The sequence below is a fragment of the Rhizobium sp. S96 genome, from assembly GCF_030382195.1.
Classification (GTDB): Bacteria; Pseudomonadota; Alphaproteobacteria; order Rhizobiales; family Rhizobiaceae; genus Rhizobium.
On record NZ_JAUDRY010000006.1, the window covers coordinates 48,291 to 73,991 of the forward strand.

A 25,701-nucleotide genomic window follows, 5' to 3' on the forward strand; every position below is an offset into this window, starting at 1 on the left:
GAATGCCAGAATACGACTACATCCACAGCGGCGACGCGATTTATGAACGGTCCTTTGCGATCATCCGCAGCGAGGCCGACCTGTCCCGGTTTTCCTCGGAGGAAGCCGATGTCGCAGTTCGCATGATCCATGCCTGTGGATTGGTAGAGGCGGCCGAACATTTCGTCTTTGCCTCGCACTTCGTCAGCGCCGCCCGTTCGGCGCTGCATGCGGGCGCTCCGATTTTCTGCGACGCGGAGATGGTCTCCCACGGGGTGACGCGCACCCGCCTGCCGGCGAAGAACGACGTGATCTGTACACTCCATGATCCCCGCACGGCGGAACTTGCCAAGCAAACCGGCAACACACGCTCGGCAGCGGCGCTCCACCTGTGGCTGGATCGTCTTGCCGGCAGCGTCGTTGCGATCGGCAATGCGCCGACGGCACTCTTCCATCTGCTCGAACTGTTGCGTGACGGTGCACCGAAGCCCGCCGCCATCATCGGCATGCCGGTGGGCTTCGTCGGCGCCGCCGAATCCAAGGACGCGCTGGCGGAAAACTCCTATGGCGTACCCTTCGCGATCGTCCGCGGCCGCCTCGGTGGCAGCGCCATGACCGCAGCGGCGGTGAATGCATTGGCGAGGCCGGGCCTATGAGTGGCAGCGGCAAGCTGATCGGAGTTGGCACCGGCCCCGGTGACCCCGAACTCCTGACGGTCAAGGCGGTCAAGACGATCGAAACCGCCGACGTGGTTGCTTATTTCGCCAAGCAGGGCCGGGCAGGAAACGGAAAGGCGATCGTCGAGCATCTGCTCACCAGCGATACCACGCTGCTACCGCTCTATTATCCTGTTACCACCGAGATCGACAAGAATGAGGCAGCGTATCGCAGCCAGATAACCGCCTTCTACGACCAGTCGGCAGCGATCGTCGCGGGCCACCTGGATGCCGGCCGAACCGTCGCGGTTCTAAGCGAAGGCGACCCGCTGTTCTACGGCTCCTATATGCACCTGCATGTGAGGCTCGCCGATCGTTATCCGACCCAAGTCATCCCCGGGATCACTGCAATGTCCGGATGTTGGTCGGTGGCCGGCATTCCGATCGTTCAGGGAGACGATGTCCTGTCCGTCCTTCCCGGCACCATGGCGGAAGCGGAACTGCAGCGCAGACTGGTCGATACGCAAGCGGCCGTGATCATGAAAGTCGGCCGCAACCTTCCAAAAATCCGCCGGGCGCTCGCGGCCTCCGGACGCCTCTCCGAAGCGGTCTACGTCGAGCGCGGCACCATGGCGAATGCCGCCATGGTCAAGCTCGCCGATCGGCCCGATGGCGACGCTCCCTATTTCTCACTGGTGCTTGTGCCGGGTTGGGAGAGCAACCGATGACAGGCAAGCTCTTCGTGATCGGGACCGGTCCCGGCAATCCGGATCAGATGACCCCACAGGCGCTCGCCGCGGTATCACAGGCCACGGATTTCTTTGGCTACGGACCTTATCTCGACCGGCTCAACCTGCGGGAAGACCAGCGGCGCCAAGCCTCCGATAACAGGGAGGAACTTGGCCGGGCAACGGCGGCGCTGAAGGCGGCATCAGCCGGATCAATCGTGTGTGTCGTTTCCGGCGGCGACCCAGGCGTATTTGCCATGGCCGCGGCGGTGTGCGAGGCAATCGACAATGGACCAGACGAATGGCGCGATATCGACCTCGTCGTGCTGCCGGGTATCACAGCCATGCTTGCCGTTGCCGCGCGCATCGGCGCGCCGCTCGGCCATGACTTTTGTGCCATATCGCTATCGGACAATCTGAAACCTTGGGACATAATAGAAGCGCGCCTGCAGGCGGCAGCATCCGCCGGTTTCGTGATCGCGCTCTATAATCCGATCAGCAAGGCAAGGCCCTGGCAATTGGGCAAGGCGTTCGAATTGCTGCGTCGGCATTTGCCACCAACGACGCCGGTTATTTTCGGGCGAGCGGCCGGACGGCCCGACGAGCGCATGACCGTACAGCAACTCGGCGAGGCAGACGCGACCATTGCTGACATGGCGACATGCGTCATCATCGGGTCAGCCGAAACGAAAATTATTGCCAGGCAAGGCCAGTCTGATCTCGTTTACACGCCGCGCTTCATCGCAGGGGGAAACAGGTGAGCGATTGCCGCCAGCGCCTCCTCGACCGTTGCGACCGTCTGCATGGCCGGCGCTGGCGCGCGCATGACCATCACCACCTCGAGACCAAGGCGCCTGGCGGCGGCAATCTTCGCATAGGTCGCGGAACCGCCGCTGTTCTTTGCGATCACGACATCGATGTCATGCTGGGCAAGCAGCGCGATTTCGCGTTCGATCTCGAACGGACCGCGATCGAGAATGCACACTGCGTTCGGCAGCATCAGAGGCGGCTCTACGGGATCGACGCTGCGAATGAGATAGAAATGCTGCGGGGCGGCCAGCGCAAAATGGGCTTCCTGTCGTCCGATCGCCAGAAACACGCGCCGCGGCGAGGTGCCGAGCGCCGCTATCGCCTCCGGAATGTTGGCAACATGCTTCCAGTGGTCACCCGGCTCAGCCGTCCATTGCTCCCGGCGCAGCACGAACGCCGGTATGCCGACATCGACCGCAGCGTCATGAGCATTCTGCGAAATCCTCGCCGCGAAGGGATGCGTCGCGTCGATCAACAGATCGAAGCCCCCGTCACGCAGAAAAGCAGCAAGGCCTTGCCGACCGCCAAACCCACCGGTTCTCGCTGGCACGGGCTGCGCGGAGGGCTTTTCCGTACGTCCGGCCAGCGAAAGCAGGACGTCATAGAGGTTGTCGGCAGACAAGGCATGCGCGAGAGACCGCGCCTCCGTCGTCCCGCCAAGCATCAGAATGCGGATCTTGCCCATGGCTGATATCTCTTCCGCCTCCAACAAACGCTGGCTGACTATTATCGGCATCGGTGAGGATGGTCCAGACGGCCTCGGAGACGAGGCAAAACGTCTGATCGTCACCGCACCCGTTGTCTTCGGCGGCAGACGGCACCATGCGCTGGTCGCACCGATCGCGATCGGAGAATGCCTGACGTGGGAAAGCCCCTTCGATCGATCCATCGCCGCGATTGTCGCCCGTCGCGGCTCTCCTGTCGTCGTCCTCGCATCGGGAGACCCGTTCCTTTATGGTGTCGGCGCGACCCTCTCCCGGCATGTGAATGCCGATGAGATGCACACCATTCCCGCCCCGTCCTCCTTCAGCCTTGCCGCTTCGCGCCTCGGTTGGCCACTCCAGGACGCCACGACGATATCGCTGCATGGCCGCCCGATCGATCTGATCCGGCCGCATCTTCACAATGGCCGGCGGATCATCGCACTGACGTCTGATGCCGACACACCCCGCCAGCTTGCCGATCTCCTGTCCGCCTCGGGTTTCGGGCAATCCGAGCTTTGCGTCCTGGAGACCCTTGGCGGCACACGCGAACAGTTTCGCCGTTGCAAAGCTGATCACTTCGATCTTGCAGACATCGACCCCCTGAATGTCTGTGCCATCGACGTCGTGGCGGCGGGTGGAGCCCGAACCTTGGCCTTTTCCCCCGGGCTGGACGACACATTGTTCGAACATGACGGGCAGATCACCAAACAGGAGATCCGTGCCGTCACGCTGTCCGCATTGGCGCCACGCCACGGAGAACTGCTCTGGGACATCGGCGCCGGATCCGGCTCGATCGGCATTGAGTGGATGCTTTGCGATCCCTCCCTCCGCGCGATCGCGGTCGAGCAGTCAGAAGAACGCGCGCAACGCATCGCACGCAACGCGGCGGCTTTTGGCGTGCCCGGCCTCGCCGTCGTGGAGGGATGTGCGCCCGCAGCGCTTGAGCACCTCGCCACTCCGGACGTCATCTTCGTCGGCGGTGGCGGCAGCGAAGCCGGCGTGCTGAATGCGGCGATCGGCGCCTTAAGGAATGGAGGGCGGATTGTTGCAAACGCCGTTACTCTCGAAATGGAAGCAAAGCTCATTGCCACTCAGGCTGAGCTCGGCGGAACGCTGACACGCATTGAGATCAGCCGGGCGGCCCCGATTGGCGGCATGACCGGCTGGCGACCGGCAATGCCGGTCACGCAATGGCGCTGGACAAAGAATTAAAGGTATAGAGATGACCGTTCATTTCATCGGCGCGGGGCCGGGCGCCGCAGACCTGATTACCGTACGCGGACGCGAGCTGATCGCGAGATGCCCGGTCTGTCTCTACGCAGGCTCGATCGTGTCACCGGAACTGCTTCAATATTGCCCGCCCGGTGCCCGCATCATCGACACGGCGCCAATGTCTCTCGATGAAATCGAGGCGGAATATCTTCGCGCCGCAAACGCCGGCGAAGATGTCGCAAGACTGCATTCGGGCGATCTTGCCGTCTGGAGCGCGGTTGCCGAGCAGATCCGCCGGCTCGAACGGCTTGGGATCGACTATACGATGACACCAGGCGTTCCGGCCTTCGCTGCCGCCGCCTCGGCGCTCGGACGCGAACTCACCATTCCGGCCGTTGCTCAGAGCCTTGTTCTGACACGGGTCTCCGGTCGCGCATCGCCGATGCCCAACGACGAGACCCTGACAAAGTTCGGCGCGACGGGCTCAACGCTCGCGATCCATCTGGCGATCCACGCCTTGAACCAGGTCGTCGGTGAACTGACGCCGCTCTACGGCGCCGACTGCCCCGTCGCGATCGTTGTGAAGGCATCATGGCCGGACGAACGGATCCTGCGCGGCACGCTTGCCGATATCGAGGCAAAGGTGGCCGCCGAGCCGGTCGAGCGAACAGCCATCATCTTCGTCGGGCGATCGCTGCATGCCCATGATTTCCGCGAGAGCTCGCTTTACGATCCCGTCTACCAGCGCCGCTTCAGGGGCAAAGAATAGAGTGTGACTACGTCCACATTGGTACAGCAGTTTTGCCATACGCCTGTTCTTTTGAGGTGTTCGCTGTAAATACAACCCTTGACGCATCTTCCCAAAATAATACGGCTCAAAGCAGTAAAATCGACTGAAACTCAACTGATTCGCATTATCGTTAAGGAACATTATTTCGCCATATTGCGGAAGGGGCCCCACATTTCTGCCATTTTCCGAATCAAGTGCAAATAAATTTCCCATTTCGGACTTGGCTGGTATATTTTTATATACTGAGCAGTTTTTCTTTATATTTACAAAAATATTTTATATTGATTATTAGTACCTATGTATGTAGGTTCTAAATCAAGTAGAAACCAAACGTCTCAATTTTTACCGCTGATGCAAGACGAAGAAACTACTTAGTTACGCACTAACAATGGATGCCTACAGAGTATTGCATTTCGTTGCGAATGGTCACCTCTAACACTACTGAGTATGAGGCTAGTATGAATTACGTACCTTCGGAATTTGAAAGCACTGGAAAACCAGTTGGTAACCTTAGAGCCACAGCAATGTCGCCCCGGATAGTCGGCGACCTTGCGCATAACCGTGATACCCTCGATGAGGAGCGCTGCTTGCTCATCATCGACAGCCGGACATTGGAACGCGAGTGCCTCGCGACCACATTGACGAGAAACGGCCTCGGCATGGAAGCGTTCGCCGTGGGATCGATCGCTGAATGGAAGCGCCGGAAAGACAATACGCAGCGTGTAAGTGCCATTTTGTTGAATATTGCCGGGCGAAAGGCCAATGATGGCGCTTTGTCCGACGAAATCGCTGCAATTAGTGCCGAGTTTGCGCCAGCTCCAGTCGTAATACTTGCAGATGGCGACGACCTCAGCCAGACGTTGAAAGTTCTCGAGTATGGCGCTCGTGGCTTCATTCCGACGTCCGTCGGTATCGAAGTCTGCGTAGAAGCGATCGCGCTTGCGATTGCGGGGGGAACATTCATTCTTGCCAGCAACAGCTTCTCGGCACCGGCCCCCATGGATCGCAACCCGAAAGCTCGTGAACTGGCCCGCATGTTTACCTTGCGTCAGGCGGAAGTCGTTCAGGCCCTCCGCAAAGGCAAGGCAAACAAGATCATCGCTTATGAACTCAATCTGCGCGAAAGCACGGTCAAGGTTCACATCCGGAATATCATGAAGAAGCTGAAGGCAACCAATCGCACCGAAGTTGCTTACAAGCTGAACGATATATTCCAGAGCGATTCCAGATGGAACATCCCAGCCGAGTAATTCCACCATCTTTACTTGATTTAGGAGCGCTGTGGGTCAGCGCTCCTTAGGTCGATTTACTTGACTCCGCCGAAATCTTCTCGCTAACGGCCTTCCGGCCAAGTATCTGGCGAAACCCTCTTTTCGTAAACGGCTGCAACAGCTGCGCCAGAAACCCTTCGGCGACACGACCGCTTATGCCGATATCGGCGGGCGGGCGACGATCGGGGTTGAAGTAGGTACCGAAGACCTGATCCCACAGAACCAGGTTCTCACCATAATTGGTGTTTCCTTCAGCCAGCACCCTGGAATGATGCCATCGATGCAGGCGAGGGGTGCTGAATATCAGATCGAGAGGCCCGGTTCGCACATCGATGTTGCAGTGGGTCAACAGCCCGATAAAGGCCGTCACCGCGCTGATCCATAGAAATACCGGCAAGGGCGCTCCGATCAGATAAAGAGGAGCCTGGCTCAGCGCGATCTTGAAAAGCGAGTCGACGACGTGGAACCGGCCCGTATTCACGACCCAAAGCCGCTCGACGCTGTGATGCAAGGCGTGGAAACGCCAAAGCGACAAGATCTCGTGTGCCGCCCTATGCGCGACATAGAGACCGAACTCCGCGATGACCAAACCCAAAGCGACTTGAAGCATGAGTGGCCAACCTTCGGGCCAGACCTGCCACGGTGTCCGTACTGCCGGTTCCACGACAGTGGCGACCGCCATGGGGGCTGAAACCCCGATTGCCGCAACGATCTGAACCCCGCCCTTGTTGAGCAGCGTGTGCGCTATATCGTTGAATGTCTGGCCATCCTGGGTGAGCCACTGCTGCTCATACGGCATGAAACGTTCGAACGTTGCGATGACGGCGACGGTGGCGAGGTAGACGACATTGAACCACAAGAGTGGCGCTTTGGTCTCGAATGCGAAACCCGCACCCGTGAGGCCCGCGACGAAAAGCCCCGGCCAAAGAACCCAGGTGAGCGTTTTATACAGAGGCGATCTTTCCTCGTCACGCATCGGCCACCCCTCGAGAAGTTGCGGTTTGCGCCATGATAGACTTCAGTTGACGCCGAGAAACAAGCCAAACCGTGGTTCGGCAGAGGCCGACAACGGGATCGTGATCGGCCGTCCGATCCAAAATCTAGCAATTGTCTTGGCCGAGCCTTCTTGCTAGTCCCCCGGCACCTACTTCTATTCCCGCCGCAGGCCACAATGCTCACTCGATCTCCCCATGCCGAACCAGGTCCGCTTGCAGGAATTGGCCTTGCCTGTTCCGGCTACTCGTTGTTTGCCATCCAGGACGCAATCGTCAAATGGCTTGTCGCCGACTATTCGGTTCCGCAGATCCTCTTCATGCGCAGCATCATGGTGACCGTCGTCGCGGGTGTTGTGGTTCGACGGCTGCGGCATCCATCGATCTTCAAAAGCCCGCACCGCAATTCGCTATTGCTGCGGGCTGGCCTGATGTTTGCGGCATGGATGTCCTTTTACTCCGCCGCACGACATCTCGGGCTTGCCGAAATCACCACCATGTACTTCTCCGCACCGGTCATGGTCCTGTTCCTCTCCATCCTGATCTTGAAAGAGAATGTGGGGCCGATCCGGTGGCTCGCCTGCATCGCCGGGTTTCTCGGCGTCCTGCTGGCAGCCAATCCGACCCAAGCCCCCAGCCTGGTGCCGGCGGGCATGGTTCTGTTTGCCGGGTTCTGCTGGGCTTTGAGCACGGTGCTTATTCGGATCGTCAGCCGCACGGAAAGCACCCCGAACCAGATGATGGCCACCAGCTTTCTCTTTGTTATCGCCTGTGGCGCAACGTTGCCCTGGCTTTGGAAGACGCCTGACCTGTTTGGCTGGATCCTGATGATCAGCCTGGGCTTGATCGCGGCCGCAGGGCAATATCTGCTCTATGAGGGCTTTCGATATGCCCCCGCTTCAACATTGGCACCCATGGAATATAGCGGCCTCGTCTGGGCGTTCCTCTACGGCTTTATGATCTGGAATGAGATCCCCACGATGAACGTGATCGTCGGCGCCATGCTGATTGTCACATCCAGCCTCGCGTTGGTCTGGTGGGAGCGTCGCCAGGTCCTCGCCGCAAAACGCCTCATGGCGTGAACGGCAATCGCGGGTGTTTTTTAGGCCCTCGAGATCGTAATCCAAATGGATGATCTCGACACAGCCAAAAGAAGCTTGACTTCCTTGAAGCGTGCGGCCTCTCCCCCGGCCATAGTGCTCGATATTCTTTCGATTACATATTAACTATACATGCTTAAGCGGGGTATTTTGGGACTGTCCCGACAAGAATATCGATTTAGCAAAAGGGAAAAACCAACTGTCTACGCGAGAAAATTAGAAACACTCATTTACAATCAGTCACTTAATAAACTCAAGGAAATTTCTAAAGTATATATTTATACTTTCACTGAAAATGACATTCTATACTTTTCGAATTGAAATCGTGCCACCCTACACCACGGCGGATGCCAAGCATCTCCGATTTCTATCTTCACGTGTTCGTCAAATTTTTGTCTCCGATGACACAGGAGACAGAATTTCCAGCCCGTAGACTTACTCCATTGTGCGTTATTCTCACCACCACTCGCAGCCAGTAAGATGCAGCGAAATGTTGCCTATTGGGGTGACGCTTTGAGAAAGATCCAACTCTTGGAGCGAAGCATGCGAATGAGATATGGCATAGCCGGACTATTGTACCTCATGCTCCTGGGCAGCGCCCATGGCGAGGAAAAGTATCTGCTGCAGCCCGGCGACAGCCTGGAAGTTTGGGTGGCTCAAGAAGACGACCTTCGTCGCAATGTCGTCGTCGAACCGGATGGTTGGGTCTCCTTCCCATTGGCAGGTCACCTCAAGGCCGAAGGCTTGACGGTAACCCAGGTCGAGGCAGCGCTCAGCGAAAAGCTGCGCCCCTTCTTCAAGGAGAACCCGAACCTCACGATCATGCTGCGCCCCGATCCGCTGCATCAGCCGAACGTGTTCATGGCGGGAGAGGTCACGACCCCGGGGTCGTTTCCCTATCGAAAGGGCATGACCGTCCTGCATGGCGTGAGCGTTGCCGGTGGTCTTCATCGTAGCGAGATGCTCGCCGCGGATCAGGACCGATCGATCGTGGTCAAACGCTCCATCGAAGCCGCTCAGAGCAAGCTGGAGCAGCTAGCGGCCCGCTACGCACGCTTCCAGGCCGAATTGAACGGCGGCGCAACGGTCGAGGTAAACGACAAGAATAATCGTTTCATCGCACAAGAACAGACATTGCTGGACGCCTACCGGCAGAGCTTGACGGCACAGACTGCCGCCCGGCACGAGGCCGAAGCCATGGGCGCTCGCAATCTCGACTCCATCAAGGAGCAGATGGCCATTCTTGGACGGCGTATCGTCTTCGCGACACAGCGGCGGGACGCAACTGCGGCTCTGGTCGAAAAGGGTGCCCTTCAGGCGGGTCAGCAGTTTGACCGCGAAAACGAACTGGCCGAATTGCAGAGCGGCAGAAGCCAGCTCGATTCCGAAATGACCACTGTACAGCGAGCGATGAACACTGAAATCGCCGTGATAGACACCGCCCTGCGGACGCAACGCGAGAAGCTGCTTTCGGATATCGTGGACCTTGAGCGCGACCAGCAGGCCACACGCGAAAGCCTGGCCGATGCGCAAAAGGTCATGCAAGTCTACGAAAACGGCATGACTGCGGCACGGCAAAGCAACCAGCGGACGACCGTGTTCACGATCATCCGGACCGTCGACGGCGAACCGCAGGAGATCGAGGCCAACGAAATGACCCCGTTGGAACCCGGCGATCTGGTCCGCGTCATGTATCAAACAATGGATACCGGTGCTGAGCTGAGCCTTCATACCGAAGCGCAACCTGCCAGCAACATAGCTAGTTCAGATGCATCAGCAGTTCGTTGAGAGCAGGGCTGCAAACCACCCGACGGTTTTTTCAGAGTAAGCGCACCAAAAGGGGGCGGCCGTGAATAGAGATTTCATCGTCCAGAATATCCAGTATTATTTGCAGCTGCTTTGGCGTCAGAAAATCTATTTCTTGATTCCGTCGCTGGCTATAATGGTTATCGGGTCGATATTGGTCTTCAGCCAACCGCGAAGCTACTATGCCGAAGCGTTGCTCATCGTTGAAGGGCAACAGATTCCCTCTACTCTCGTACCAGCGACAGTGACCAATGAAAGGTTGCAGCTGCTCGAACAGCGCGTGCTGGCAAGAGACAGTCTTATCGATCTGGCCCAGCGCTACGACCTCTATCCCGCCCTACGCGGCGTTGTCAGCAACGACGTGATAGCGTCGCAGGTTCGCCTCGGCATTACGTTTACCGCTGTAACGCCTGAAGGAATGGACGCGACCGCGGCCAGTTCCATTGTCCATGTCGGCTTCAAATACTCAGACCCGAATGTCGCTGCGGCCGTGACTTCGGGGCTCGTTGACATGCTCATGAACGAAACAAAGCGCCTTCGGGTGTCGCGAGCCACAGAGACCGCGCAATTTCTGACACGCGAGGCAAATGATATCGAAGCAAAGCTGCGCGAGAAGGAAACATTCCGGGACCGTTTCGTCGAAGAAAACAAGGACTCGATGCCAAGCCGCATTCCTCAGCTGAACACGGAGCTGCAGGAAAAGGAAAGGGACCTATCGGCGCTCGAAACGGTGATTGCCTCGCAGAATGAAGACGTGAGTTTGCTGGAGGCTCAGTTGCGCCTCGGCGTTGAGAATTCGGCGGATGCCGGACGTCGCAGGGCCCAGCTTGACCAGCTGCAAAACCAGATGGATGAAGCGCGGCTGATCTACTCGGACTCACATCCGCAAATCAGGGCTCTTCGCCAAAAAATAGACCTGCTGACGGCGCAAGCCGCGAGCGCAACAACGGCCGACAGCACCGCAGCGGCAACAGCCGTTCCGGCCAATCTGACGCCGGATCTCGCACTGATTTCCCAGCGCATCACGATCGCCAAGAGCCGCCAGACGTCCCTCCTGCAGCAACGGGACCAGATGCGGACAAGGATCACGACACTCAAGACGGCGATTGGGCGCGGCCCCGATATCGAGGCTCAGGTGAGTGCGATCGAAACCGAGCGCGCAAGCCTTCAACGCAGCCTTGATGACATGAAGGTGAAGCTCGAAACCGCAAGGATCGGCGAGCGCCTTGAGAACGACCAGTCCGCAATGCAGATACAGGTTATCGAAACGCCGGTCGTACCTCAGTACCCGACACAGTCGCGCAAACTGTTTCTGATGGTCGTCATCGGTCTAGCGCTCGCCGTTGGCGCGGCTGCGGCGGTAGCTTCCGATATTCTGACCCCGACCATACGGGGAACTTTTGACCTCGCTGAGGCGCTCAGGGGCCAAACCCTCGTAGTGATCCCGGAGTGGTCACCCACTGACGCCACGCACGAATCGTTGCCGGCAAAGGTGGGCGCAATTTTCAGAAGGATGTTCGCGGGCATCTCCTTCGGAAATAAATCGACTGCGTAACACACGTCCCAAGCGTGAGCGAACCAAACACGAGGTAGTGTCATGGAAATCATTGCCAGAGCTTTGCAGCGAGCGAGGTCGGTACCGCCAATCAATGTGGCACGCGCCTCGTTTCAAGAAGTGCCGAATGACCGGAGCGTGATGCTGCGCGACGGCCCAGGCGCGATCGACGAGGATATGACGGTCGAGCTTTCCCCGCGGGACCTGTTGTCCAAGCGGGTTGTTGCTTATGACAGCAATCATAGAACGACCCGATCCTATGACGTCCTGCGCAATCAGCTACAAACGATCACTCAGGATACCAGGTCGAGCCTGATTGCGGTTGCTGCGCCCACTGCGGGCTGTGGCACTACAACAGCGGCTATCAATCTGGCTCTGAGCTTCAGCCGTGTCCGCGGCACCAGCGTATTGCTGGTTGATGCAAACTTGCGAGCTCCCCGCATCCACACGATGCTCGGACTGCCCACAGCAACGTCGAACACGGATGTAGCCCAAGAACTCGCGCTCGCAGATGTCGCGGGGATACAGTTTCATGTGTTCTGCCCCACAGACCGCATCGGAAGAGCACCGAGCAAGCTCGATGTTACCGAGTTCTCGCGGCAAATGGATGCGATCCGGCGGTCGCTAAGTCCGTCGGTTACCATCATCGACCTGCCGCCAATGTTGATCGCCGATGAGGCTGCTTCCCTTGCGTCGAATGCCGACGCTGTCGTGTTGTTGTTGTCGGTCGGACAATCCAAATTGTCCGAGCTTGAGATTTGTAAGTCCTATCTGGGCGCAAAGGCCAATATCCAGGTGGTGCTGAACAAATGCCGCGCGCATGGATTGTGACCGCCTGAAAAGCGCCAATCGCCCTAGGCGAGCCAAGCCATCGACCGAAGCAAACACTGAGCGTATGGAGTTCGTGAATGTACGAAAAATATTACGGGCTAGCAGAAAAGCCGTTCTCGATTCTGCCTGATCCGAAATTTCTCTACTTCGGCCCTTCTCATTCCATGGCGTTCTCGATGCTGGAATACGGCTTGGTGAACCAAGCCGGTTTCACAGTCATCACGGGGGCGGTGGGCTCGGGAAAAACAACGCTGGTTCAGCACTTCCTTAACAGCATGCCGGAATCGACCCGCGTGGGAATGATTACGCACACCACGCGCGCTGGCGGCAACCTGCTCGAGTGGATTTTGATGGCGTTCGAGCAGGGGTTCGAAGACGCCTCTTATCCGCGGCTCTACAAGCGTTTCTGCGAATTCGTCGAGAATGAGGTGAAGCGCCGCGGACGCGTTGTTCTCATCATCGACGAGGCGCAGAATCTCGCGCCCGACCGTCTGGAAGAATTGAGGATGCTGTCCAACATCAACACCAAATCCATGTTGATGCAGTTGATCCTCGTAGGCCAGGATGAATTGAGGACAACGTTGCGTCTGCCCGAACTCAGGCAGTTTGCGCAACGCGTTTCATCAGACTTCCAATTGCCCGAGCTACAGCGATCCGAGGCGCGTTCCTACATCGATCATCGTGTGCGTGTCGCAGGTGGGCAGGAGCAATTGTTTTCGCCGGCAGCGAAAACCATGATCTACGAGGCTTCGAAAGGCATCCCGCGTCAGATCAATGTTCTGGCTGATCGATGCCTCGTCTACGCCTTTGCCAAAATGAAGCAGCGTGTCAGCTCCAGTATCGTCAAGCGTGTTCTGGAAGATCGCAAGCGCCACGGGCTCTTCGCGCCCGACGAGAAGCCCTTCATGCATCAGGGGATACTGGAGCGGCGTTTTTTTGAGGATGCGGCACAATGAAACGTGCGGACCTCCTCCATATCGTCATCGTCAACTACCGCACGGCGGAGTTGGCGCTCGATAGCGTGGCCTCGTTGATGCAGCCGAACATGCTCCCTGAGGGAACACGTGTTGTTGTAGTCGATGGAGCATCCGGTGACGGCTCAGCGGTGAAGCTGCCGGCAGCGATTGTCAGCAACGGCTGGCAGGAGAGAGTCGATTTTCTCGCACTCGGTGTGAACGGCGGCTTCTCCTATGGGAACAACCGCGGCATCGAATTTCTGGCAGAACGCTACGGAAAGCCGAAATATGTACATCTCCTGAACCCTGATACGATTGCCAGGGCCGGCAGCATCACATCGCTTGTCGAGTTCATGGAAAGGCACCCGCGATGCGGCATCGCCGGAAGCCAGCTCGAAGACCCTGACGGCACCCGTCAGGCCTGCGTCTTTCGCTTCCCTTCGGTGATTGGCGAGTTCGAAACCGGCATACAGTTCGGATTGCTCACCAAACTCCTCGGTCGATGGGCGGGCGTGCCCAAGCTTGCCGAAGCGCCCGCTCTCGCCGATTGGGTCTGTGGTGCCAGTATGATCATCCGTGACAGGGTTATCGACGACGTCGGCAGTCTGGACGAAGGTTATTTCCTCTACCACGAAGAGGTGGATCTTTGCCTGCGCGCGACACGCGCGGGCTGGGAGTGCTGGTATATGCCAGAAAGCCGCGTGGTGCACCTGGTCGGCCAGGCAACCGGCCTCGGCGCTCCTGGCAGACCCAAACGTCTTCCCGCCTACTGGTTTGAATCACGACAGCGCTATTACATAAAGAACCACGGCAGTTTCTACACCGCGATAGCGAATTGCTCGTGGGTCGCGGGACACGTGCTCGGTCGTGTACGCAGAGCAGTGAAGCGCGAACCGAACTTCGACCCGCCATATCTGCTGCGAGATTTCGTCAAACATGCGCTGCGCGGGATCGGTCCGTCAGGAGCATTCCGTCGCTCCGCTACCGTCAATGCTCAATGACGCAATGGCGTGCTTTGCGCCAGCGCCCCGCAAAATCAATGCCTCCAGCAAGGCGGCCGACTGGGAAACGTCGTGCAGAGCCAGCGCGCGCTGGCGCGCCTTTTCCCCCATCGCCTCAAGGTGTGCCGCGCTTTCGCACAGAGCCGCCCGCATTGCCTCGGCAAGCGCGTCGGCGTCACCAGCAGGAACGAGCCAGCCGGTATCTGCGGTCACCAATTCAGGGATACCCGCAATATATGTCGAAATGACCGGGCGTCGGAGGGCCATGCTCTCCATCAGCACCACCGGTAGCCCTTCGGCAAAACTGGCAAGAACCATGGCACGTGCGCGCTTGATCTCGGCCATCACTCGCTCCTGGGAGACGCTGCCGATGAGCGACACGACCCGTTGAAGCGAAAGACGCTCGATCTCCGCCTCGATCTGGGCACGGAGCGGCCCATCTCCCGCAAGCACCAGTTCAAAATCCACGCCTTGGCGGGCAAGTTTCGCTGCTGCCTGCAGGAGCACCAGATGCCCCTTCTGCTCACCGAGACGCGCGACGCAAACCAGGCGCTTCTCGGACGACACGCCGAACGCCGGGGCAGAGCGATAGCTACCGTCCACTCCACAACGCACGACGTGCAGCTTGTGCCAGTCCGCTGGATCGGTCCATCGCATGAGTTGGCTACGACCGAACGAACTGACCGCCACGGCAAACGAGGCTGTGCCCGCCTTGAGACCAAGACTCAGCAGCGAAGCACGATCGAACTCCTCCGGGCCATGCACCGTTATGCTGTAAGGAATTCCGCAAATCTCATGTGCAAGCGCAGCGACGGTGGCGGGATTCGTCCCGAAGTGGACATGAAGGTGCTCGACTTCATCCTTCAGGCACCAGTTCGCAAGCAACATCGCTTCTACAGCATAGATCGTGTGGAGAACGACATCACCACGTGCGGCCGAGGCAAAGCGAAACGCCAGCCGCAAAGCTCTGCAACTGCCCAGCGGTCGCCGCACCATGGTCGACATGCAGCCGAGCAGGACGCGAGCAACCCCGAACCGCGTGATGTGGGTAGTTGTCTGAAACTCAGCCAGATCATCTGCGTCGCGAAGTTCGGCAGAATAAGGCCGTATGGCATACCTGCGAACGGTATGTCCGCGCTCTTCCAGCGCTGAAATTTCGCGACGAATGAATGTGTGGCTCGGAGCGGGATACTGGTTCGTGAAATAGGCAATCTTCATGAATTGCTCGCCGGCCACTCTACAAATACAGGATCCAGACAGGCACCTATATCAAACGCGTCTGGCAATTCTAATCTATACAAAAAGGGTAAGATTGCACCACCCTAAAGGCGGTGTAACTGTCGACAGGGATAAATATTATACTGAAACTATACTTTGACCCTGGAGGAATTTAGGTTGTACCGACGGGCTATTGCAAGAGCATCAACGACGGCCACTCCAACGGCGTGCCCGGAACAGTCCAATCGCCCTCATTGGGAGGACTCAACATCGTTGGGCCTGATGAGCACTAGTCGTGATCGCACGCTGTCTGGTGGTGTGCAGCCCTCCGAGAATGGATACGACACCACCGCTCTTGAGCTTGTGGCAGAGCGCGAGGGCAGCCCGAACACCGACGTCGGGATCGTTGTGATTGGCCGAAACGAAGGTCAGCGGCTTATCGACTGCCTTCTTTCCGTCAAAGCGCAAACCGCACGCGTCGTCTATGTCGATTCAGGATCGAAGGACGGCAGCCTCGAGCACGCCACGTCCCTCGGCGTCGTGTCGGTGGCACTGGACAACAGCCTTCCCTTCACCGCCGCGCGCGGGCGAAACACGGGTTTTGCGACGCTGACGGCGCGTTGGCCCGATGTCCAGTTTGTTCAATTCATCGACGGCGACTGCCAACTCCATGAGGGATGGCTGGAACGCGCGCGGTCGTTTCTCGTTGAAAACGAGAAAGTCGCAGCCGTCTTTGGCGACCGTCGCGAACGCTTCCCGGATCGAACGGTCTTCAACGCCTTATGCGATCGCGACTGGAGCGGCTGGCCGGGTGAAGTCGACGGTTGTGGCGGCGATGTCATGATGAGGGTATCGGCATTTCGGGAGGCCGAGGGCTACTCCGACGCCGTGATCGCGGGCGAAGAACCGGAATTCTGCGTCCGGCTACGCGAAAAAGGGTGGAGCATCTGGCGCATTGCCGGTGACATGTCCCGCCACGACGCCAACATGCTGAGTTTTCGTCAATGGTGGCGGCGTGCATTGCGTGGCGGCTACGCCTTCGCAGAGGTCTCCTTTATCCATCGCAATTCGCCTTTTACGATCTGGAAGCACGATGTGACACGAACGGTGTTCTGGGCGGCTATCCTGCCGCTGATCATCGTCGTTTTCGACAGCCCAAGCATGCTCGCGCTCTACCCCCTGCAGATTCTGCGGTTGGCGTTGCGCGATGGCTTCTGGAAGACGGAGAGCTGGCGAAACGCGCTGTTCGATGGACTGGCGAAATTCCCGGAAATGCAAGGGATCGCGAAGTTCTATCTCAACATGCTGATTGGTCGTTTGCAGACCATTATCGAATACAAGTAAGCGGAGCGTGGAGGCAAGCGATCAAGGCAAGGGCAGAGTTTGATCTTGATCGAGCCTTCATCTTACGCTGGAATACGTACAGAAAATAGCAAATGCAAACCTCACCATTATTGCACGAAACAAACGCTCCAAATACTTTTCAATTACATGAAAAAACAACAAACAAACACAAGAATGGATTTAATCTAAAATGACTTTGACGCATTGAATTCTATATTACGCATTCTGCCACTCAATCGAACACAACCTTGCTTCATGCTATTTTTGACTATTGCATACTCGAATATTTGCGCTTAGCATATTTGAATTCGGAAACAAAGACGTACGTGACCCACCATCTGGTTATGTGTTTCCATCGAATAAGGATGTTTAAGCTGGCGGCACACTCCCCAGTCGGGTGAACTGTGCGCATCTCAAGGTCTTCGGAACGGGCGTAATCAGTATGAAAATACAAAAGATACAGAGCCGAGCCGTTCACGCCGAGAGTTCCAAGGCCAGCGCAAATGCATTGGTTATCGAAATTGATTGGAACGCCCCAGCGACGCCAGGCGGCTCATCCGCCCTGGCGTCTCGCAAATATTCGATCACGTAGGCGTAGCATCAAATCAGGGGGTCGAGGCGATGGCGTGGCGGAATGATCGGAAGCGAAGTTTCACATTTCGGAAGCGTGTGCCACGCGGGCACGTCGCGGGTTTTGACCTAAACGGCTCTGGCGCGCACGTCTTCGCTTGCATGGCCTTGCTCATGCCGCTGCAAAGAGGGTCGAGCCTGGACCATATCCAGAATTGGGTGCTGCTGGTGAGGACCGTAGCGAGTGCGCGGGCGCACCAGAAGATGCTTGATGGCGTGAGCAATCACTCCGAAAACGAGAAGAATACTCGCTAGCGTTCCGCCGGTCAGACGCCCGGACGCCCGGACGCCCGGACGCTCTTTATGCCGCTCCTTGTATGCAAGCACTGTTCGAGGCATCCGGCGTTCGTCACCATTCAGGTATAGCGCGCTGTAGCCCCTCCGGCAGCGAACGCTCGCCAGGGCCGTACCACTTTGGAAAAGTTTGAGTGCACAGCGGCTCGGACCGCCTGGAACGCTCGATGATAGGGTACACGCTCCACGATTGTTGCGAATACTTTCCGGCTATACTTCGCGTTAAAGGTCGATGCATTCGAGGCGTACTTAATATTTACTTAATAAGGAGTACGTTCGGGCAATTGTTGCTCACGTTAATCCCATGTTAACTAGACTGGCGGGTTGAGGATTTTTATGATGGCCATGCCGGTCGAACAAAGCTGGAACGCCTACCGTGCGATCAGAGACGATCGCAAATGGTTCGGCTTCAATAGTGTTGCAATAACCTATGTTGCGGCAACGCTTGATTTCCTGATCTTGCTTGCGGCGAGCGCTGCGGGACACACGATCTACGAGAAAATAGCGTTCGGGACTTACGCCGACGCATCGCTATACGTTGGCATAGGCCTTCTCGTTGCAACGGTCTTTGTATTGGCGATGGGCGGAATGCACGCCTATCGTCCCTCGGAGGTTTTCTCCCTCCGCAATCAGATGGTCGCGATCTGCACCGTCCTGCCGGCAGTTATCATCTTCATGCTGGCAATCGTCTTCTTCCTCAAGATAGGTGAAACGATTTCGCGTGGCGCGATCCTGTCAACGGCGCTGCTCTCCGTCGCCGGCCTCGTATCTTCACGCCTGTTGTGGTCCGCTTATCTCAAAAAGGCGATCGCCCGTGCGTCATTTCCGACGCGCCGCGCCTTGCTGATCTGCCCTGATGCAACGCCCATGGAACCGATCATCAGGAAATCCGCCATTGGTGGACTATCAATCAAGCACACAATGCATATCGGTGAGACCGGGACGACACGCAGTGCGTTGGTCGATGCCTACGAAAAGCATGGGATTGATGACGTCGACGAAGTCCTCATTGTCTGGGGCGACTATGGCAACCTTCCGGCCCTGGAAGAATGCCTTTCCGCGCTGAGACAGTTCTGCGTTCCTGTCAGCGTCATGTTTGGCGGCTTGGTGGGCGACATCGTCGAAGGCTTCCCGCAAGCTGTCGGAGAGAGCCGCAGTTTTCAGACGCACAGACCCCCTTTGGGCCTCTATGAGCGCGGCCTCAAGCGGGCTTTCGATGTCATTTTCTCTGTCACGGCATTGACGGCGATGCTGCCGATTTGCCTCATCGTCGCGATCGCGATCAAGCTGGACAGCCCCGGACCGGTCTTCTTCCTGCAATCGCGCAAGGGGTATAGTGGCCGTTCCTTCCGCATCGTGAAGTTCCGCAGCATGTCGGTCATGGAAGATACCGCTGATATCCGGCAGGCAACACGCAATGACCCACGCGTAACCAGAGTAGGGGCGTTCATTCGTTCGTCCAGCATCGACGAGCTGCCGCAGTTCTGGAATGTGCTGAAGGGAGACATGTCCGTCGTCGGACCCCGTCCGCATGCATTGGCTCATGACAATCTTTACGGTGCGCTGATCGCCCAGTACGCTTCGCGCCGGCACGTGAAGCCTGGCCTCACAGGTTGGGCACAAATCAATGGCCATCGAGGTGAAACCCCGACCATCGAGAAAATGGCCGACCGGGTGCGTCACGACATCTGGTATATAAACAACTGGTCGCTCTGGCTCGACCTCAGGATCGTGCTGTCAACGGCACTTGGGCTGAAAGATCGGAGTGACGTTTACTAAAGACTCATCGTTATCCTTGTGTTCGCGTTGGTATGAGAAGGTGCGTAGGCGATGATACTTGTAACCGGCGGAGCCGGCTTTATCGGGTCGAACTTCATCCTGGACTGGCTGTCGCATAATGACGAACCGGTCTTGAACCTCGATGCCCTGACCTATGCAGGAAACCTGCACAATCTGGCATCGCTCAAGGGCGATCCCCGTTACACCTTCGTTCACGGCAATATTGCCGACGCCTCGTTGGTGGCCGGCCTGCTGTCGAGGCATGCCCCCACGGCCATTATCAACTTCGCCGCCGAGAGCCATGTTGATCGTTCGATCCACGGCCCGGAGGATTTTATTCAAACGAACATCCTTGGGACATTTCGACTGCTGGAGGCCGCCAGGGCCTATTGGTCCAGCCTCCCGAAAGGCAATGCTTTCCGGTTCCTGCATATATCCACCGACGAGGTCTTCGGGACGCTCTCTCCCGCGGATCCGGCTTTCGACGAACAGACGCCATACCAACCCAACAGTCCGTATTCGGCCAGCAAGGCGGCAAGCGATCACCTGGTGCGCGCCTATCACCACACCTACGGGATGCCGGTCCTTACGACCAACTGCTCGAACAATTATGGACCCTATCACTTCCCGGAGAAGCTTATCCCCTTGGTGATCCATAACGCGCTTCAAGGGCGTCCTTTGCCGATCTATGGCGATGGGCAACAAATCCGGGACTGGCTCTATGTCCGCGACCATTGCAACGCCGTTCGGCGCGTGCTGGAAGCGGGCGAGCCTGGCCAGACATACAATATCGGCGGCCTCAACGAGCGTACCAACCTAGAGGTCGTGACCTTGCTTTGCGACATCCTCGACGAACGCCGACCGAAGGCAGACGGGACGTCCTATAGCCATCAGATTACCTACGTCACCGACCGCCCGGGGCATGACCGGCGATACGCCATCGATGCTCGCAAGATCCAGGAACAGCTCGGCTGGCGCCCCGCCGAAACATTCGACAGCGGCATTCGCAAGACCGTCGAGTGGTATCTCGAAAATCAAGCCTGGGTGAAGGATGTCACGTCAGGCAATTATCGCCACTGGATCGAGAAGCAATACGCATGAGGTTGCTGCTTCTCGGGAAGAACGGACAGGTTGGCTTGGCACTTCAGCAGTCGCTACAGCCGCTAGGCGAGGTGATCGCCTGCGGCCGAGGCTCTGTCGACATCGGGGCCATAGACAGCCTTGCCGGACAACTCGACCGGCTCAACCCCGACGTTATTGTCAACGCCGCAGCCTACACCCAGGTCGACTTGGCGGAAACCGAAGTTGACGCCGCATTCCGCGTCAACGAGGCAGCCGTCAAGGTCATGGCGGATTACGCCCGCGATCATGGCGCACTGCTGGTTCACTATTCGACGGATTATGTGTTCGATGGCCAAAAAAACGGTCCCTACGTTGAAACGGACGAGACTCATCCGCTGAACGTCTACGGCCGGTCGAAACGGGCAGGCGAGGCCGCCATCGAGGCATCCGGCTGCCGCCGCCTCGTGTTTCGCACGAGCTGGGTTTTCTCCGCCGATGGAACGAATTTCATCAAGACAATGCTGCGACTTGCCGCCGAACGATCGAGTCTGCGGGTCGTTGCCGACCAGTTCGGCGCGCCGACAGCAGCCGAGCTGATCGCCGACGTAACGGCGCTTTCCATCGCGGGCCATGCCAAAGGCGATTTGGCAAGCGGGATCTACCATCTGACGTCCAGCGGAAAGACAAGCTGGTATGAACTGGCGCGTTATGTTGTCCGGCGTGCCGGGGACCTCGGCTTCCTGCTGAAGGCGGGCCCCGGCGACATCGAGCCGGTTACGACCGAGGAATTTCCACGTCCCGCGACACGACCGAAGAACTCCTGCCTCGATACGGGCGCACTGCGTTCGGCGCTCGGCATCTCACTGCCCGACTGGACCTTGCATGTGGACCGGATACTCGACCAATTGCGAAAACGGGAACTCCAAGCGTGACAAGAAAAGGCATCATCCTGGCCGGAGGCTCCGGCACCCGCCTACACCCAGCGACCCTTGCCATCAGCAAGCAGTTGCTCCCTGTTTTCGACAAGCCCATGATCTATTACCCCCTCAGCACGTTGATGCTGGCGGGCATCAGGGACATCCTCGTTATCTCGACACCGCAGGACATCCCGCGCTTCGAGCAGCTGCTTGGCAGCGGTCATGATTGGGGGATCAATTTCTCCTATGCCGCGCAACCATCGCCGGACGGCCTGGCACAGGCTTTCGTCATTGGCGAACAATTTCTCGACGGCGCGCCATCCGCCCTCGTACTGGGTGACAACATCTTTTATGGCCACGATCTTCCGCCACTCCTGAAGAGCGGCATGGCGCGGGAGACAGGCGCCACGGTTTTTGCCTACCACGTGCAGGATCCGGAGCGTTATGGTGTCGTTGAGTTCAACGGCGACGCACGGGTTTTGTCCATCGAGGAAAAACCTACCAAGCCCAAGTCGAACTACGCGGTAACAGGGCTCTATTTCTATGACGAGCGCGCGGTAGAGTTTGCTAAGCAATTACGGCCTTCGCCGCGCGGCGAGCTGGAGATCACTGATCTCAACCGCTGCTATCTCGACGATGGGAGCCTGACTGTCGAGATCATGGGCCGCGGCTATGCGTGGCTGGACACGGGAACCCACGATTCCCTTCTCGATGCGGGCCAATTCATCTCCACGCTTGAGCGCCGGCAGGGCCTCAAGGTCTCGTGCCCTGAAGAAATTGCCTTCCGCAACCGCTGGATCGACGCGGCGCAGCTCGAACGCCTTGCAACCCCGCTTGCAAAAAGTGGCTATGGCAAATACCTGCTGCAGCTGCTCGCGGAGGCAGGCAGTCGATGAAGGTCACAGCGCTCGATATTGCCGACGTGTTGCTCCTGGAGCCTACCGTCCATGGCGACGAAAGAGGCTTCTTCTTCGAGAGCTTCAATCAGGCGCGCTTCGATGCAGCCGTCGGCAGAAACGTTACCTTCGTGCAGGACAATCACTCGAGATCCTCCAGGGGCGTCCTGCGCGGTCTGCACTACCAGATCAGGCAGCCACAAGGGAAACTGGTCCGCGTGGTTGAAGGCGAGGTCTTCGATGTCGCTGTCGATCTCCGCAAATCCTCACCCACCTTCGGCAGGTGGGCAAGCGCATTGCTTTCGGCTGAAAACAAGCGCCAGCTTTGGGTCCCCGAGGGCTTCGCGCATGGCTTTCTGGTGCTCTCGGATACGGCACAATTCCTCTACAAGACAACGGACTTCTACTCGCCCGAGCACGAGCGTGCGCTGATCTGGAACGACCCGACCCTTGGCATTCGCTGGCCGAGCGATACACCGCCGGTTCTTTCACAAAAGGATGCGGTCGCACCAACGCTCGAAGCGGCAGATCTTTTCGACTAAGTTCCTTCCGGCCCTCTTCCTCCGGATTGCAGATCTGCCATCTGGACCCACAACGACCTCGCCACACACGCTAAGCGCTTTCCGGAAACGTTTTGATGTGGCAAGTAGTAGGGACAAGACTATTGCAATCGAGGAGGAAGATTGCCGCAGATGAGGGGAATTCGCCAACTCGCCAAGCACCTCGATATCTCCATCGGGACAGTTTCGCGCGCGCTGAATGGCAAGCCGGATGTCAATGAGGAGACGCGCAAGCGCGTGCTTGCCGCAGCTGAAGAGCTGGGCTACGTGGCCAACCAATCCGGTCGCAGCCTGCGACAAGGCACGACCAACGCCATCGGCATGATGGTGGAATCCAGCAAGGAAACGGTCGAAAACAGCGACAACTTCTTCCTGGGTGTGACGGGTGGCGTGCAAAGCGTGCTCTCGCGGCACAATCTCGACCTGTTCATGCTGCCGTGCCCCAATGATGAAGACCCATACGAATACATGAAGCGCATGGTTGCGCGGCAGGTTGTCGATGCGATGATCATTTCGGCGACGCAGCGGATCGACAAGCGTATCGACCTACTGGTGAAGGCGCAGATCCCGTTCGTCGCATTGGGCCGCAGTTCGTCAGGCGGCGACTACAATTGGATCGACCTGGACTTCGAGGGCGTGGCGACGAAAGCCGTCGATCGGCTTGTCTCCAAGGGGCACAGGCGCATCGCGGTCGCCGCTCCGTCGAGCGACATCAACCTCGGCTATATCTTTGTCGATGCCTACCGTCGCGCACTGGAGCGACACGGGATCGAATACGACCCCTCTCGAGTGATCCGCGTTCAATCGAGCGAGAATGGCGGCTATCATGCCGCCGAGACGATGCTTCGCCTGGAGGACCGGCCAACGGCGATCATCCTGATCTACGAACTGATGGCCATCGGCTTCTACCGGCGCATGGTGGAGGAAGGGATCTTTCCCGGGCGGGACGTGGCCGTCATCGGTTTCCGTGAGGAACCGCGTGCCAAGTTTCTTCAGCCCAGTCTGACCCGCTTTCGCATGTCGCTCGCCGATCTCGGGGTCGAACTTGCCGAAACACTTCTCGCGACCATGCCGGCCTATGCCGCGCACTATCCGGCAAGTGCCCGCAATACCATCTGGCCGCTCGAACTCGTTCCCGGCGAAAGCGACGCGTTCATACTCAAAGCGTGAAAGTTCTGCCCATGCAGCCCCGCGATCTATTGAAGAGCATGTTTTCGGCCGCAGTCCAGGCAGCCGATCCTCTGACCGGGATAAAGGCTCACCTTCCCGCGAAGCCACAGGGAAAAACCGTCGTCATTGGTGCTGGCAAGGGCGCGGCGCAAATGGCCAGGGCACTCGAGACCGTCTGGGACGGCCCCATCGAGGGCATTGTGGTGACGCGATACGGCTATGGTTGCGAGACGAAACACATAGAAATCATCGAGGCGTCGCACCCGGTTCCCGACGCCGCAGGATTGGTCGCCTCCCGACGCCTGGTCGCTGCCGTCGGTGATCTTACCACCGATGACCTCGTAATTGCCTTGATCTGTGGTGGCGGCTCGGCGCTACTGCCCGCACCCCCAGAGGGTATGACGCTGGAGGACGAGATCGCGGTCAACGAGGCGCTCCTCGCCTCCGGCGCGCCGATCTCGAGCATGAATGTCGTGCGAAAACATCTGTCCACCATCAAGGGTGGGCGGCTCGCCGCGGCAACCAAGGCCCGCGTCGTCAGCCTCATCGTGTCAGACATTCCAGGCGACAATCCCGCCTTTGTCGCATCGGGCCCGACGGTGCCGGACGGCTCGACCCGCAACGATGCGCTGGCGATCGTCAATCAGTACAAGCTCGCCCTTCCGCAAGCGGCGGTCGTACATCTCTCATCGCCAGCGGCCGATGCGCCGCGTCCCGATGACCCTCGCTTTATCCGCAACGAGCACCACGTCATCGCCTCTGCCGGTGTCTCGCTCGAAGCGGCTGCCGCAGTCGCGCGATCGCACGGCATAACGCCCGCCATCCTGTCCGATTCGATCGAGGGCGAGGCGCGCGATGTCGCGCTGGTTCATGCCGCGATCGCCAGGGAAGTCCTCGGCAAGGACAGGCCATTTGCAAAGCCTGCGGTCATCCTGTCTGGTGGAGAAACGACAGTCACCCTGCGAGGCAAGGGGGGCAGGGGAGGCCGCAACGGAGAGTTTGCGCTTGCCATGGCCCTGGCGATCGATGGGTACGATCTCCACCTCCTCGCTGCCGATACCGACGGCATCGACGGCTCCGAAGACAATGCGGGCGCGTTCGCGGACGGGCAGACCGTCACACGTCTCCGCGAAGCTGGCCATGATCCCAGGCGTCTGCTTGATGGCAACGACAGCTATAGCGGCTTTGCGGCGATCGGTGATCTTTTCGAGACCGGTCCAACTGGCACCAACGTCAACGACTTCCGCGCGATATTGATCGTCTGACCTCCCCGTTGTCGATTCCAGTTTGGCGTCCGCCCATGCGGAACGTGCGCCATTCTCAGCTTCAATCGCGCGGATATTTTTTCATGCTGCGCTGCGATAACACCCAGCCTAAATGCCCGCATTTCCACGTGTTTTCCGCAGCATTTATGCCGCCGGATCGCACTATTGACATCAA

At 58.3% G+C, this 25,701-nt stretch carries 23 protein-coding genes; 20 read left to right on the forward strand and 3 right to left on the reverse strand.

Annotated features, from left to right (window positions below):
* Positions 1-2: 2 nt before the first annotated feature.
* From QTL94_RS07935 to QTL94_RS07945, 3 genes are read left to right on the forward strand one after another with little or no spacing between them, the layout of a single operon-like run.
* The gene (locus QTL94_RS07935) at positions 3-635 is read left to right on the forward strand and encodes a precorrin-8X methylmutase (protein ID WP_289801157.1); all 633 of its coding nucleotides are present in this window, start codon (positions 3-5) and stop codon (positions 633-635) included.
* On the forward strand, positions 632-1,363 hold the full coding sequence (locus QTL94_RS07940; protein WP_289801158.1) for a precorrin-2 C(20)-methyltransferase: 732 nt from the start codon (positions 632-634) through the stop codon (positions 1,361-1,363). Before QTL94_RS07935 ends, QTL94_RS07940 begins: the two co-directional genes overlap by 4 nt.
* Positions 1,360-2,124 carry a precorrin-3B C(17)-methyltransferase gene (locus QTL94_RS07945; protein ID WP_289801159.1) on the forward strand — a complete coding sequence of 255 codons (765 nt, stop codon included), beginning with the start codon at positions 1,360-1,362 and terminating at the stop codon, positions 2,122-2,124. The genes QTL94_RS07940 and QTL94_RS07945 overlap by 4 nt, the downstream gene beginning before the upstream one ends.
* Here QTL94_RS07945 and QTL94_RS07950 read toward each other — a convergent pair.
* A complete protein-coding gene (locus QTL94_RS07950) occupies positions 2,088-2,858 on the reverse strand; it encodes a cobalt-precorrin-6A reductase (protein WP_289801160.1) in 771 nt (256 codons plus the stop codon). The genes QTL94_RS07945 and QTL94_RS07950 overlap by 37 nt on opposite strands.
* Between QTL94_RS07950 and cbiE the strand changes: the two genes are divergently transcribed.
* From cbiE to QTL94_RS07965, 3 genes are all read left to right on the forward strand, one after another.
* On the forward strand, positions 2,857-4,089 hold the full coding sequence (gene cbiE, locus QTL94_RS07955; RefSeq protein WP_289801161.1) for a precorrin-6y C5,15-methyltransferase (decarboxylating) subunit CbiE: 1,233 nt from the start codon (positions 2,857-2,859) through the stop codon (positions 4,087-4,089). The genes QTL94_RS07950 and cbiE overlap by 2 nt on opposite strands.
* Before the next feature lie 10 nt (positions 4,090-4,099).
* Positions 4,100-4,858, forward strand: a complete 759-nt coding sequence (cobM, locus tag QTL94_RS07960; RefSeq protein WP_289801162.1) for a precorrin-4 C(11)-methyltransferase — start codon at positions 4,100-4,102, stop codon at positions 4,856-4,858.
* Between the two features lie 479 nt (positions 4,859-5,337).
* Positions 5,338-6,129, forward strand: coding sequence for a helix-turn-helix transcriptional regulator (locus tag QTL94_RS07965; RefSeq protein WP_065692821.1), 792 nt, complete (start codon positions 5,338-5,340; stop codon positions 6,127-6,129).
* A gap of 46 nt (positions 6,130-6,175) precedes the next feature.
* On the opposite strand, the gene olsE is transcribed toward QTL94_RS07965, so the two are convergent.
* A complete protein-coding gene (olsE, locus tag QTL94_RS07970; protein WP_289801163.1) occupies positions 6,176-7,126 on the reverse strand; it encodes an ornithine lipid hydroxylase OlsE in 951 nt (316 codons plus the stop codon).
* 195 nt (positions 7,127-7,321) lie between these two features.
* Between olsE and QTL94_RS07975 the strand changes: the two genes are divergently transcribed.
* From QTL94_RS07975 to QTL94_RS08000, 6 genes are all read left to right on the forward strand, one after another.
* Complete coding sequence (locus tag QTL94_RS07975) at positions 7,322-8,224, forward strand: DMT family transporter (RefSeq protein WP_289801164.1); 903 nt, start codon at positions 7,322-7,324, stop codon at positions 8,222-8,224.
* 561 nt (positions 8,225-8,785) lie between these two features.
* A complete protein-coding gene (locus QTL94_RS07980) occupies positions 8,786-10,030 on the forward strand; it encodes a polysaccharide biosynthesis/export family protein (protein ID WP_083199551.1) in 1,245 nt (414 codons plus the stop codon).
* 61 nt (positions 10,031-10,091) lie between these two features.
* Positions 10,092-11,603 (forward strand): GumC family protein, encoded by a 1,512-nt coding sequence (locus QTL94_RS07985; RefSeq protein WP_289801165.1) that lies wholly within the window; start codon positions 10,092-10,094, stop codon positions 11,601-11,603.
* 42 nt (positions 11,604-11,645) lie between these two features.
* Positions 11,646-12,434, forward strand: coding sequence for a P-loop NTPase family protein (locus QTL94_RS07990; RefSeq protein ID WP_065692816.1), 789 nt, complete (start codon positions 11,646-11,648; stop codon positions 12,432-12,434).
* 77 nt (positions 12,435-12,511) lie between these two features.
* Entirely contained in the window at positions 12,512-13,390 is an 879-nt protein-coding gene (locus QTL94_RS07995; RefSeq protein ID WP_065692815.1) for an ExeA family protein, read from the forward strand.
* A complete protein-coding gene (locus QTL94_RS08000) occupies positions 13,387-14,391 on the forward strand; it encodes a glycosyltransferase family 2 protein (protein ID WP_289801166.1) in 1,005 nt (334 codons plus the stop codon). The genes QTL94_RS07995 and QTL94_RS08000 overlap by 4 nt, the downstream gene beginning before the upstream one ends.
* Here the strand turns inward: QTL94_RS08000 and QTL94_RS08005 are convergent.
* Positions 14,350-15,609 (reverse strand): glycosyltransferase, encoded by a 1,260-nt coding sequence (locus QTL94_RS08005; protein ID WP_289801167.1) that lies wholly within the window; start codon positions 15,607-15,609, stop codon positions 14,350-14,352. The two genes, QTL94_RS08000 and QTL94_RS08005, sit on opposite strands and share 42 nt — an antisense overlap.
* 282 nt (positions 15,610-15,891) lie before the next feature.
* On the opposite strand from QTL94_RS08005, the gene QTL94_RS08010 reads away from it, so the two are divergent.
* The 8 genes from QTL94_RS08010 (at position 15,892) to QTL94_RS08045 (ending at position 25,526) form a co-directional block, all read left to right on the forward strand.
* Positions 15,892-16,953 carry a glycosyltransferase family 2 protein gene (locus QTL94_RS08010; RefSeq protein ID WP_289801168.1) on the forward strand — a complete coding sequence of 354 codons (1,062 nt, stop codon included), beginning with the start codon at positions 15,892-15,894 and terminating at the stop codon, positions 16,951-16,953.
* A 1,263-nt stretch (positions 16,954-18,216) separates the two neighbouring features.
* Positions 18,217-19,656: an exopolysaccharide biosynthesis polyprenyl glycosylphosphotransferase gene (locus QTL94_RS08015; protein WP_289801169.1), complete on the forward strand. Its 1,440-nt coding sequence runs from the start codon at positions 18,217-18,219 to the stop codon at positions 19,654-19,656.
* 51 nt (positions 19,657-19,707) lie between these two features.
* Positions 19,708-20,757 carry a dTDP-glucose 4,6-dehydratase gene (gene rfbB / locus QTL94_RS08020; protein WP_289801170.1) on the forward strand — a complete coding sequence of 350 codons (1,050 nt, stop codon included), beginning with the start codon at positions 19,708-19,710 and terminating at the stop codon, positions 20,755-20,757.
* Positions 20,754-21,650 (forward strand): dTDP-4-dehydrorhamnose reductase, encoded by an 897-nt coding sequence (gene rfbD / locus QTL94_RS08025; protein WP_289801171.1) that lies wholly within the window; start codon positions 20,754-20,756, stop codon positions 21,648-21,650. Before rfbB ends, rfbD begins: the two co-directional genes overlap by 4 nt.
* On the forward strand, positions 21,647-22,531 hold the full coding sequence (gene rfbA, locus QTL94_RS08030; protein WP_289801172.1) for a glucose-1-phosphate thymidylyltransferase RfbA: 885 nt from the start codon (positions 21,647-21,649) through the stop codon (positions 22,529-22,531). Before rfbD ends, rfbA begins: the two co-directional genes overlap by 4 nt.
* Positions 22,528-23,073: a dTDP-4-dehydrorhamnose 3,5-epimerase gene (rfbC, locus tag QTL94_RS08035; protein ID WP_289801173.1), complete on the forward strand. Its 546-nt coding sequence runs from the start codon at positions 22,528-22,530 to the stop codon at positions 23,071-23,073. The genes rfbA and rfbC overlap by 4 nt, the downstream gene beginning before the upstream one ends.
* 150 nt (positions 23,074-23,223) lie before the next feature.
* Positions 23,224-24,261 carry a substrate-binding domain-containing protein gene (locus QTL94_RS08040; RefSeq protein ID WP_065692807.1) on the forward strand — a complete coding sequence of 346 codons (1,038 nt, stop codon included), beginning with the start codon at positions 23,224-23,226 and terminating at the stop codon, positions 24,259-24,261.
* An 11-nt stretch (positions 24,262-24,272) separates the two neighbouring features.
* On the forward strand, positions 24,273-25,526 hold the full coding sequence (locus tag QTL94_RS08045; RefSeq protein ID WP_289801174.1) for a glycerate kinase type-2 family protein: 1,254 nt from the start codon (positions 24,273-24,275) through the stop codon (positions 25,524-25,526).
* Positions 25,527-25,701 lie beyond the last annotated feature (175 nt).

Bases quoted from the DNA above. Each gene is read 5' to 3' on its own strand.
- QTL94_RS07935 (WP_289801157.1), top strand. From the start codon at position 3: ATGCCAGAATACGACTACATCCACAGCGGCGACGCGATTTATGAACGG.
- QTL94_RS07940 (WP_289801158.1), top strand. From the start codon at position 632: ATGAGTGGCAGCGGCAAGCTGATCGGAGTTGGCACCGGCCCCGGTGAC.
- QTL94_RS07945 (WP_289801159.1), top strand. From the start codon at position 1,360: ATGACAGGCAAGCTCTTCGTGATCGGGACCGGTCCCGGCAATCCGGAT.
- cbiE (WP_289801161.1), top strand. From the start codon at position 2,857: ATGGCTGATATCTCTTCCGCCTCCAACAAACGCTGGCTGACTATTATC.
- QTL94_RS07950 (WP_289801160.1), bottom strand. From the start codon at position 2,858: ATGGGCAAGATCCGCATTCTGATGCTTGGCGGGACGACGGAGGCGCGG.
- cobM (WP_289801162.1), top strand. From the start codon at position 4,100: ATGACCGTTCATTTCATCGGCGCGGGGCCGGGCGCCGCAGACCTGATT.
- QTL94_RS07965 (WP_065692821.1), top strand. From the start codon at position 5,338: ATGAATTACGTACCTTCGGAATTTGAAAGCACTGGAAAACCAGTTGGT.
- olsE (WP_289801163.1), bottom strand. From the start codon at position 7,126: ATGCGTGACGAGGAAAGATCGCCTCTGTATAAAACGCTCACCTGGGTT.
- QTL94_RS07975 (WP_289801164.1), top strand. From the start codon at position 7,322: ATGCTCACTCGATCTCCCCATGCCGAACCAGGTCCGCTTGCAGGAATT.
- QTL94_RS07980 (WP_083199551.1), top strand. From the start codon at position 8,786: ATGCGAATGAGATATGGCATAGCCGGACTATTGTACCTCATGCTCCTG.
- QTL94_RS07990 (WP_065692816.1), top strand. From the start codon at position 11,646: ATGGAAATCATTGCCAGAGCTTTGCAGCGAGCGAGGTCGGTACCGCCA.
- QTL94_RS07995 (WP_065692815.1), top strand. From the start codon at position 12,512: ATGTACGAAAAATATTACGGGCTAGCAGAAAAGCCGTTCTCGATTCTG.
- QTL94_RS08000 (WP_289801166.1), top strand. From the start codon at position 13,387: ATGAAACGTGCGGACCTCCTCCATATCGTCATCGTCAACTACCGCACG.
- QTL94_RS08005 (WP_289801167.1), bottom strand. From the start codon at position 15,609: ATGAAGATTGCCTATTTCACGAACCAGTATCCCGCTCCGAGCCACACA.
- QTL94_RS08010 (WP_289801168.1), top strand. From the start codon at position 15,892: ATGAGCACTAGTCGTGATCGCACGCTGTCTGGTGGTGTGCAGCCCTCC.
- QTL94_RS08015 (WP_289801169.1), top strand. From the start codon at position 18,217: ATGGCCATGCCGGTCGAACAAAGCTGGAACGCCTACCGTGCGATCAGA.
- rfbB (WP_289801170.1), top strand. From the start codon at position 19,708: ATGATACTTGTAACCGGCGGAGCCGGCTTTATCGGGTCGAACTTCATC.
- rfbD (WP_289801171.1), top strand. From the start codon at position 20,754: ATGAGGTTGCTGCTTCTCGGGAAGAACGGACAGGTTGGCTTGGCACTT.
- rfbC (WP_289801173.1), top strand. From the start codon at position 22,528: ATGAAGGTCACAGCGCTCGATATTGCCGACGTGTTGCTCCTGGAGCCT.
- QTL94_RS08040 (WP_065692807.1), top strand. From the start codon at position 23,224: ATGAGGGGAATTCGCCAACTCGCCAAGCACCTCGATATCTCCATCGGG.
- QTL94_RS08045 (WP_289801174.1), top strand. From the start codon at position 24,273: ATGCAGCCCCGCGATCTATTGAAGAGCATGTTTTCGGCCGCAGTCCAG.